Below are 8,612 nucleotides of genomic sequence, written 5' to 3'. Positions count from 1 at the left end.
ACCGCTCTTCCGATCTCACCACAAGCAGAAGATACGAAGATACCACTGCCTGCCATTGCACTTAGTAGTTTGTCACCAGGAGAAGTAATAAAACTCTTCTCAGGATCACCATTTACGGAGATAGTAACGTCACCTGTTGGTACAAGCTTTGATTTGGCAAATAAAATAATTAAAACCAAAGCGAGTACAATCAGGGTAAACATCACCACACCAAGGATAATAACTTGCATGACTATTCCTTAAAAATTGTGTCGTTTACCCGACCTACAGTTGAACACCAGAGAAAGACATAAAGCCTAGAGCCATCAAACCTACACTGATAAAGGTAATACCTAAACCACGTAAACCTGGAGGCACATCAGAGTACTTCATCTTCTCACGAATACCCGCTAATGCGACAATTGCCAACATCCAACCTACACCGGATCCAAAGCCATAGACGACAGATTCAGCAAAGTTGTAATCACGAGTTACCATGAAAGATACACCACCAAAGATTGCACAGTTAACCGTAATCAATGGAAGGAAAATACCAAGCGCGTTGTACAAAGGCGGGAAGAAACGATCCAGAACCATCTCTAGAATTTGTACAAGTGCTGCGATAACACCGATGAATGCAATGTAGTTAAGAAAACTAAGGTCGACACCTTCAACTAACGCATTCTCTTTAAGAATATTCGTGTAAACAAGGTTATTTACAGGAACGGCGATAGTCAGTACAACAACAACTGCGACACCAAGACCAAAAGAGGTTTTTACTTTCTTTGAGACCGCTAAGAAAGTACACATCCCTAGGAAAAAAGAAAGCGCCATATTCTCGACAAAAATCGATTTAACGAGAAGACTAATATAATGTTCCATAGCTACCTTACTCCTTCGCTTCTATTTGATCAGGTCGAATGATACGAATAGCCCAAATCATAAAACCAATCAGGAAGAACGCAGAAGGTGCCAATAGCATCATGCCATTTGGCTGATACCAACCACCGTTACTTACAAGAGGAAGCACTTCCATACCAAATAGTTTGCCCGAACCTAGAAGCTCTCGGAAGAAAGCAACAGTCAGCAACACAAAACCGTAGCCTAGACCATTACCAATACCATCGATGAACGATGGAATAGGCTCTGATTTCATCGCAAACGCTTCAGCACGGCCCATTACAATACAGTTAGTAATAATCAAGCCAACAAATACCGAAAGCTGCTTAGAAATATCGTAGAGGTAAGCTTTTAATACTTGGTCTACAACAATAACTAAAGAAGCGATGATCGCCATTTGTACGATGATACGTACACTATTCGGAATATGATTACGGATAACAGAAACAAAGAAGTTAGAAAATGCAGTAACAAACATTACAGCAATTGTCATAACGAACGCAGTTTCTAGTTTAGTGGTTACAGCCAGAGCGGAACACACACCAAGAACTTGAAGAGCAATTGGGTTGTTATTCAATACCGGCGCTAAAACACTCTTTTTAACATCTTTTACTGTAGACATTAGTTTAGGCCTCCATCACGGACTTTAGCGAGGAACGGGCCAAAGCCCTTCTCACCTAACCAAAAGTCAAATGTGTTTTGTACGCCAACGCTCGTTAACGTTGCACCAGAAAGACCATCAACACCGTGTTCAGATCCAGCAGGTGCGCCACCTTTAACAACTTGAATGGCTGGCTTATCGTTTTCATCGAAAAGTTTCTTACCGGTAAACTGAGCGCGCCAATTTGGGTTTTCAACTTCACCACCAAGCCCAGGAGTTTCACCTTGCTCGTAGTAAGTAACACCCGCTATTGTGTTGCCATCAGTTTCAATTGCAACGAACGCATACATCATCGACCACAAGCCATTACCGTGAACAGGAATGATAACTTTAGAAAAGTCATTGCCATCTTTTACTAGGTAAACAACACCCGTATTAGCACGGCGAATGATTTTCGCTTTGTCATCTTCTGCTGCCAATCGAACTGATACTTCTGGATCTTTAGCCGCTTTACGTTGATCGTAAGCTCCTGCATCGCCATCAACGTATTCGCCAGTGGCAAAGTCGACCAATCGTGGTTCGATGTTTTGTGCAAACAGTTCAGGGATAGATGCATCACCAGAAATACCTGCAACTTCAACGATTTTAGTCTGCTTATCAAGAACTGCGTTAGCTTGTTGCTTGTCTCGTAAACCAACCGCTGCAACAGATACAATGATTGAACATACTAAGCTTAATGCGATAACAACAAACAGCGTCTTTTTAATACTATCGTTATTACTTGCCATAACGCGCTAACCTCCGCTTAATGTTCTTCTCAACAACTACGTGATCGAACAATGGTGCAAATAGGTTTGCAAATAGAATCGCTAGCATCATACCCTCTGGGTAAGCTGGATTCACAACCCTGATCATGACACACATCGCACCAATCAAAATACCGTATGCCCACTTACCGTTGTCGGTAAATGATGCAGAAACGGGATCGGTTGCCATAAAGAACATACCAAATGCGAAGCCACCTAAAACAAGGTGCCAGTGCCACGGCATGCTAAATAAGACGTTAGTATCTGAACCAATGACATTGAACAATGTCGACACAGCAACCATGCCGATCATCACACCACCAATGATTCTCCATGAGGCAATCCCCATGTAAACGATCATAGCAGCACCAATCATCAATGCTAAGGTAGACACTTCACCAATCGATCCTGGAATGTTACCAATGAAGGCATCCATCCAAGTGATTGTGTCGCCAGTCACCATGTTTACTAGTGCGCCTTCGCCACCTTGAGCCCATTGGCTAAGAGCTGTCGCACCAGAGAAACCATCTGCAGCAGTCCAAACGACATCACCCGATATTTGAGCAGGGTATGCAAAAAACAAGAATGCACGACCGGCCAAAGCAGGGTTAAGGAAGTTACGACCCGTACCACCAAAGATCTCTTTAGCGACAACAACACCAAAGGTAATACCTAGTGCTGCTTGCCATAGAGGCAGTGTTGGTGGAACGATGAGTGCAAATAGAATAGAGGTAACAAAGAAACCTTCGTTAACTTCATGCTTACGCACCATACAGAAGAGCACTTCCCAAAATCCACCTACGATAAAGACCGTAGCGTAGATAGGTAAGAAGTAGGTTGCACCAAGGAGCATTTTGCTGCCCCAACCGGCTTCAGCACTTATTGTGCCGCCAACCATCTCTGTAAGCCAGTAGTGCCAGTTACCACTGATGACTGCCGCAAGTTCTGCGCCAGAATACATATGGTTAAGGGCTGCGATCGCTTGACCACCAGCGTTATACATACCCCAGAACATTGCTGGGAATACTGCGAACCACACCATGATCATGATACGTTTTAAATCAACGCTATCACGAACATGCGAGCTACGCTTTGTTACTAGACCTGGGGTGTAAAACAGAGTTGCCGCTGCTTCATACAAGGCAAACCATTTCTCATGTTTACCACCAGGCTCAAAATGATGCTCGATGTCTTCAAGAAACTTCTTAAGCATGGGATTAGCCTTCCTTCTCAATCTTGTCTAGGCACTCTCGGAGCAGTTGACCGTACTCGTACTTACCTGGACATACAAAGCTACACAATGCTAAATCTTCTTCATCAAGCTCAAGTGCACCAAGGCGCTGAGCGCTATCGATGTCGCCTGCACAAAGGTCACGAAGCAGCAATGTTGGTTCCATATCTAGTGGTAATACTTTTTCATAATTACCGATAGGCACCATTGAACGGTCACTACCATTGGTCGTTGTTGTCATATTAAACAACTGACCCTTAAAGAAGTGTCCTAAGAAAGCACGAGTCACAGAGAATTTATTTTTGCCAGGCATAGCCCAACCAAACAGATCCTTTTCTCGACCTTCACGCAATGCAGATACTTGAACGTGGTAACGTCCTAAATACCCGTGCGGACCTGTCGCATGTGTACCAGAAAGTACAGAGCCAGAAATAACTCGGACTTCTCCTGGGATTAGCTCGTTATCCGCCAATTCTTGAACGTTTGCACCAAGAATGGTGCGAATAAGGCGTGGATTATTCACCACTGGACCAGCGAGAGAAACAACACGATCAGTGTATAGCTCACCAGTTAGGAATAACTGACCAAACGCAATCACGTCTTGGTAGTTAATACTCCACGCAACATTTTCAGAATTCACTGGAAATAGATGATGCATGTGAGTTCCCACTAACCCAGAAGGGTGAGGTCCATCAAAAACATGCTCAGCGACGTTTGATTGAGAAGAGCGAGGAAGACTTGTTCCTGCCTTACAAACATACACGCTGCCATCTGTCAGATTTGAAAGAATATCAAGCCCTGCAATGAACGCTTCAGGCTGCTCATTGATAATAATTTCAGGATTTGCCGCCAATGGGTTGGTGTCCATTGCCGTTACAAAAATAGCCTGAGTTGTAGACTTGATTGCTGGAACCTTGCTAAACGGTCGAGTACGTAAAGCTGTCCAAAGACCGGAATCTACCAACTGAGTTTTGATCGCTTCACGACCTAAACCAGCTAGTTGATTGGCTTCAAACTTATCAAAAGTAACCTGTTCATCACCTGCCACTTCAATCACAACGGATTGTAGGACACGTTTTGCACCACGGTTAACCTCGATGACTTTACCGCTTGCTGGTGAAGTGAATTTAACGCCTGGGTTCTTTTTATCTTCAAAAAGAATTTGAGCTTTCTTTACTTCATCGCCTACGCGAACATGCATCGTAGGACGCATGCCAACATACTCTTCGCCAAGCAAGGCGACTTTACTGATGGTTTTACCATCATTAATCACCTGGGATGGAGCTCCTGCGATCGGCAGGTCCAAACCCTTTTTTATTGTAATCATACGCACTTGCACTACTTTATCGGGAAAAAGATTCTTATAATTGCGTAACTTTTAGACACGACATATGTGTCCGGTTCTGGCTACATTCCAAAGACCAGAATCGCAACATCCTATTAATACACTCATCACAGAACTGCGCTGAGCTTTACTAAGTACATTAGTGTAACATTTTTTCGAAACTCGATTCCATGACCAATAACTTGATTAGTGATTTTATTTCGCGGGTTTTGAATGGTAAAGGGATCTATGTCTCCTAATCTTGCGATAGAAGAGCAAGAATTACGCTATCCACCCCCTTTTAGGTGCTTTACCATTCATATTCGTTAACATTTAGTTACTCCCTTTCAAACCCGTTAATTTGTTGTCACAGTGTTAAACCTCGCCTTCTTTTTTATACATAAAAAGAACGATGTTCGATCACTCGGTTATTGTGAGTTTCGCTCTATTTCTTGTTTCCACCCATGCACATCGGGCTGTCAGGGCTTGATTGATGCTCTTTATCCCACTCACTTGGGCTGTATGTATGAATAGCCAGAGCATGAATTTGAGTGTTTAGCTCTTCGGCAAACAGGGCGTTTACTGCTCTATGACGAGTAATCAGACGCTGACCTTCAAAATCTTCACTTACAATAGTCACTTTGAAATGACTTTCAGATCCTTTAGGCACATTGTGCATGTAGCTTTCATTCACAACTTCTGCAAATACTGGGCTGAATGTTTCAGCGAGCTTTTTTTCTAATGATTCTTTAAGCATCGGTATTCCTTACATCGGTATGACTTAACCCTATGAAGATAGAGACTATACTATAAGTCGAATGACTCGGTGCCACATGGTAACGCTCTAGACTCGTAGGGAAAAGGTTTTAGTTTCCTGTTTGCGTCCTATTTGCGACAATAGGTCCCAGAAATATAACGACTAAAATGCTGATTATGAAAACAGAATTGACTCTGCATGAACGCTCTTTAACGCTTTCTCGCTTTCCTATACACAGTAATGAAACACTTCAGGCTTGGGATGCGGGCGACGAATACCTCATCAACCACATTGAAGAGATGGCACTAGCGAAAGGCAAAAACATACTCATACTTAATGATCATTTCGGTGCGCTGTCATGCTGGTTTAGTCAAGACCATCACGTAACTGTGATGAGTGATTCATGGGTTGCTCATCAAGGCATTGCTCACAACCTTCAAATCAATCATTGCCCCGAAATAACGCGATTAAAAAGTACCGAACCACTTCCTAGCAACATTGATTTGGTGCTGATTCAACTACCTCGTAATAATCGCTATTTAACATGGCAACTGACTAAACTAAGAGAGCACATTTCAAGCGATGTTCCCGTTATCGCGGTGAATAAAGCCAAAGAAATCCACTCTTCTACATTGAAGATTTTTGAAAAGCACCTTGGTTCGACGAGCACATCACTGGCATGGAAGAAGCATCGGCTTGTTTTTTCTCACGCTAATTGCATACCGATTCAAAACGTAGAGCCATTGACTACCTGGGATGTAGAGGGGCACGGCATGACACTCGGTAACCTGCCGAATGTGTATTCAGGCGAAGCTCTTGATCTCGGTGCTCGATTCATGTTGCAACACATACCAAGCGACCCCAATTATCAACACATTATCGATTTAGGTTGTGGGAATGGGGTTCTTTCTGTGGCAGCGGCAAGACTGAATCCTCAAGCTAAAATCACCAGTATCGATGAGAGTTATATGGCGGTTGAATCTGCACGCCATAACCTTAAATACAACCTTGATAACGACGACAATATTCAGTGTATTGCGAACAATTGTCTGGATAACTATCAAGGGGAAGAAGCGTCATTGATCTTGTGTAACCCACCGTTTCACCAACAACAAGCGATCACCGATCATATCGCCTGGCAGATGTTCTGTGATGCAAAGCATGTTCTTGCTAAAGGTGGTCAATTAATAGTTATCGGAAACCGACACCTCGGCTACGATGGTAAGTTATCTCGATTGTTTAGTAAGCCCCAAGTAAAGGTTATCGCTTCAAATAAAAAATTTGTTATTTTACAAGCAACTAAATAGTTCACTATTATCATTAAAAGTTAATTCAACTCGAATTGAGAAATAATAAAGGAATACACCATGAGAAAACTGGTTCTAGCAGCTTCAGTGGCTTTACTCGCAGCATGTTCTGCTCCTCAGCAAGAACAGATTAACTTTACGCCTAAAGCCGCACTAAGTAGCAGCGATCTTGTACAGGGGGCAACGTATACCTTAACAAGTAAAGATATTCGCTCTGCACAATATGTGGCCCTGGTGGACAGTGGACGCTCTAATATTGAACCGATTCACGCTCGTCAAAATGTCCGAATCGCTCTCGAAAATGTGTTTGCTGAGCAGTTTGCATCACAAGGTTTTCAGAACACCGTGAATAGCGAAAACCGGGTTGAAGTGGAAATTCAAGAAGCACTTGTGACGATTAAGCATTCTGTCATGGAAAACGAAATTGATGGTAACGTCACCATTGAAGTCACGGCTGAAACACCCAAAGGAAAACTGGTCAAAACCTACAAAGGTAATGGTTCTCGCTCAGGTATGTTAAGTGCTTCAAATGAAGAAATTGAAGTCGTTCTCAATGACATCATGAACTTAGTGTTAAAAGAAGTCGCTAATGATGCGGAGCTGAAAACCTACATGCAGGAGAGATTTTAATGATTCGCGCTCTAGTTGCTTCTCTTGTCATTTTTAGCTGTAGCGTATTCGCTGCACCAAAAGTCCTAATAGAAACTAACCTTGGTCCATTCACCATTGAGTTAAATCAAGAGCAAGCCCCTATCTCGGTTGATAACTTCTTGAAGTATGTCGAAGATGGCAGCTATGTCGGTACGATTTTCCATCGGGTGATTCCTGGTTTCATGGCCCAAGGTGGTGGCTTTGACAAAAATATGGGTCGCCTTGGTACCTATGCTCAAATTCGTAACGAAGCCTCAAACGGTCTTGAAAATAAAACCGCGACCATTGCGATGGCTCGAACGTCTGACCCTCATTCTGCCACTCGACAATTCTTCATTAACCTGACGGATAATCACTTCCTAAATATGAGTGCAACACAAGCTGGTTATGCAGTTTTTGGCAAAGTCACTCAAGGATTTGAAGTCGTTGAAACTATGGCGACTAAACCCACTAAAACAATGGGTCGTATGCAAGATATTCCCGTTGATCCTATCGTGATAACTAACGTTACCCTTTTAAAATAATCATAGAAGGCTCTAATCATTAGAGCCTTTTCTACAAGGATTTGTTTATGCCACTTGATAACCAGTCACTAACTTGGCAAGAAACCTTACGCAGCTATTTCGACAGGCGACTCATGTGGGTATTTATGCTGGGTTGTTCAAGCGGCTTCCCATGGGTTTTGATTGGCTCGAATATGTCAGGCTGGTTAAAAGATGCAGGTTTAACGCGTTCTGCTATTGGCTACTTTGGTAGTGTTTTCGCAGTCTACGCCATTAACTTCTTGTGGGCGCCTTTAGTGGATCGCGTCAAGCTGCCAGTTTTACACGCAATATTAGGCCAACGACGCAGTTGGATCTTTCTTTGTCAGTCGATCGTTTTAGTGCTCACGCTTTTTATCGCAGGAGTAAACCCTGCAGATGATCTGATGTTCACTTCAATGCTTGCGTTAGGGATTGCAACGGCGTCAGCGACACAAGATATTGCCATTGATGCGTTTCGTATCGATACCTTTCCAAAATCTGAATCCAATAAGCTGCCTCAAGCGTCTGCAAT

General features: G+C 43.0%; 9 protein-coding genes and 2 pseudogenes. 4 read left to right on the top strand and 7 right to left on the bottom strand.

Going from position 1 to position 8,612, the window contains the following annotated elements:
• The 7 genes and pseudogenes from ACP45E_RS07585 to ACP45E_RS07555 all read right to left on the bottom strand — a co-directional run.
• Positions 1-230, bottom strand: a pseudogene (locus tag ACP45E_RS07585) (NADH:ubiquinone reductase (Na(+)-transporting) subunit F); the annotation flags it as partial.
• Positions 231-264: 34 nt separating this feature from the next.
• Complete coding sequence (nqrE, locus tag ACP45E_RS07580) at positions 265-861, bottom strand: NADH:ubiquinone reductase (Na(+)-transporting) subunit E (protein WP_017035036.1); 597 nt, start codon at positions 859-861, stop codon at positions 265-267.
• Positions 862-868: 7 nt separating this feature from the next.
• Positions 869-1,501 carry an NADH:ubiquinone reductase (Na(+)-transporting) subunit D gene (locus ACP45E_RS07575; RefSeq protein ID WP_017035035.1) on the bottom strand — a complete coding sequence of 211 codons (633 nt, stop codon included), beginning with the start codon at positions 1,499-1,501 and terminating at the stop codon, positions 869-871.
• Entirely contained in the window at positions 1,501-2,268 is a 768-nt protein-coding gene (locus tag ACP45E_RS07570) for a Na(+)-translocating NADH-quinone reductase subunit C (protein WP_017035034.1), read from the bottom strand. Before ACP45E_RS07570 ends, ACP45E_RS07575 begins: the two co-directional genes overlap by 1 nt.
• Positions 2,258-3,499 (bottom strand): NADH:ubiquinone reductase (Na(+)-transporting) subunit B, encoded by a 1,242-nt coding sequence (locus ACP45E_RS07565; protein WP_017035033.1) that lies wholly within the window; start codon positions 3,497-3,499, stop codon positions 2,258-2,260. The genes ACP45E_RS07570 and ACP45E_RS07565 overlap by 11 nt, the downstream gene beginning before the upstream one ends.
• 4 nt (positions 3,500-3,503) lie before the next feature.
• Positions 3,504-4,844 (bottom strand): Na(+)-translocating NADH-quinone reductase subunit A, encoded by a 1,341-nt coding sequence (locus ACP45E_RS07560; protein ID WP_017035032.1) that lies wholly within the window; start codon positions 4,842-4,844, stop codon positions 3,504-3,506.
• Between the two features lie 442 nt (positions 4,845-5,286).
• Positions 5,287-5,598, bottom strand: a complete 312-nt coding sequence (locus ACP45E_RS07555; RefSeq protein WP_017035031.1) for a BolA family protein — start codon at positions 5,596-5,598, stop codon at positions 5,287-5,289.
• A 176-nt stretch (positions 5,599-5,774) separates the two neighbouring features.
• Here ACP45E_RS07555 and ACP45E_RS07550 point away from each other — a divergent pair, with 176 nt between their 5' ends.
• The 4 genes and pseudogenes from ACP45E_RS07550 to ACP45E_RS07535 all read left to right on the top strand — a co-directional run.
• A complete protein-coding gene (locus ACP45E_RS07550) occupies positions 5,775-6,905 on the top strand; it encodes a methyltransferase (protein WP_026026619.1) in 1,131 nt (376 codons plus the stop codon).
• 60 nt (positions 6,906-6,965) lie between these two features.
• Positions 6,966-7,535, top strand: a complete 570-nt coding sequence (locus tag ACP45E_RS07545; RefSeq protein WP_017035029.1) for a YajG family lipoprotein — start codon at positions 6,966-6,968, stop codon at positions 7,533-7,535.
• Positions 7,535-8,080: a peptidylprolyl isomerase gene (locus tag ACP45E_RS07540; RefSeq protein ID WP_017035028.1), complete on the top strand. Its 546-nt coding sequence runs from the start codon at positions 7,535-7,537 to the stop codon at positions 8,078-8,080. Before ACP45E_RS07545 ends, ACP45E_RS07540 begins: the two co-directional genes overlap by 1 nt.
• A 47-nt stretch (positions 8,081-8,127) precedes the next feature.
• Positions 8,128-8,612, top strand: a pseudogene (locus ACP45E_RS07535) (AmpG family muropeptide MFS transporter); the annotation flags it as partial.

The sequence above is a fragment of the Vibrio genomosp. F10 str. 9ZD137 genome (assembly GCF_049974785.1).
Taxonomy (GTDB): Bacteria; Pseudomonadota; Gammaproteobacteria; order Enterobacterales; family Vibrionaceae; genus Vibrio.
This window is presented reverse-complemented; position numbering and strand designations above follow the sequence as displayed.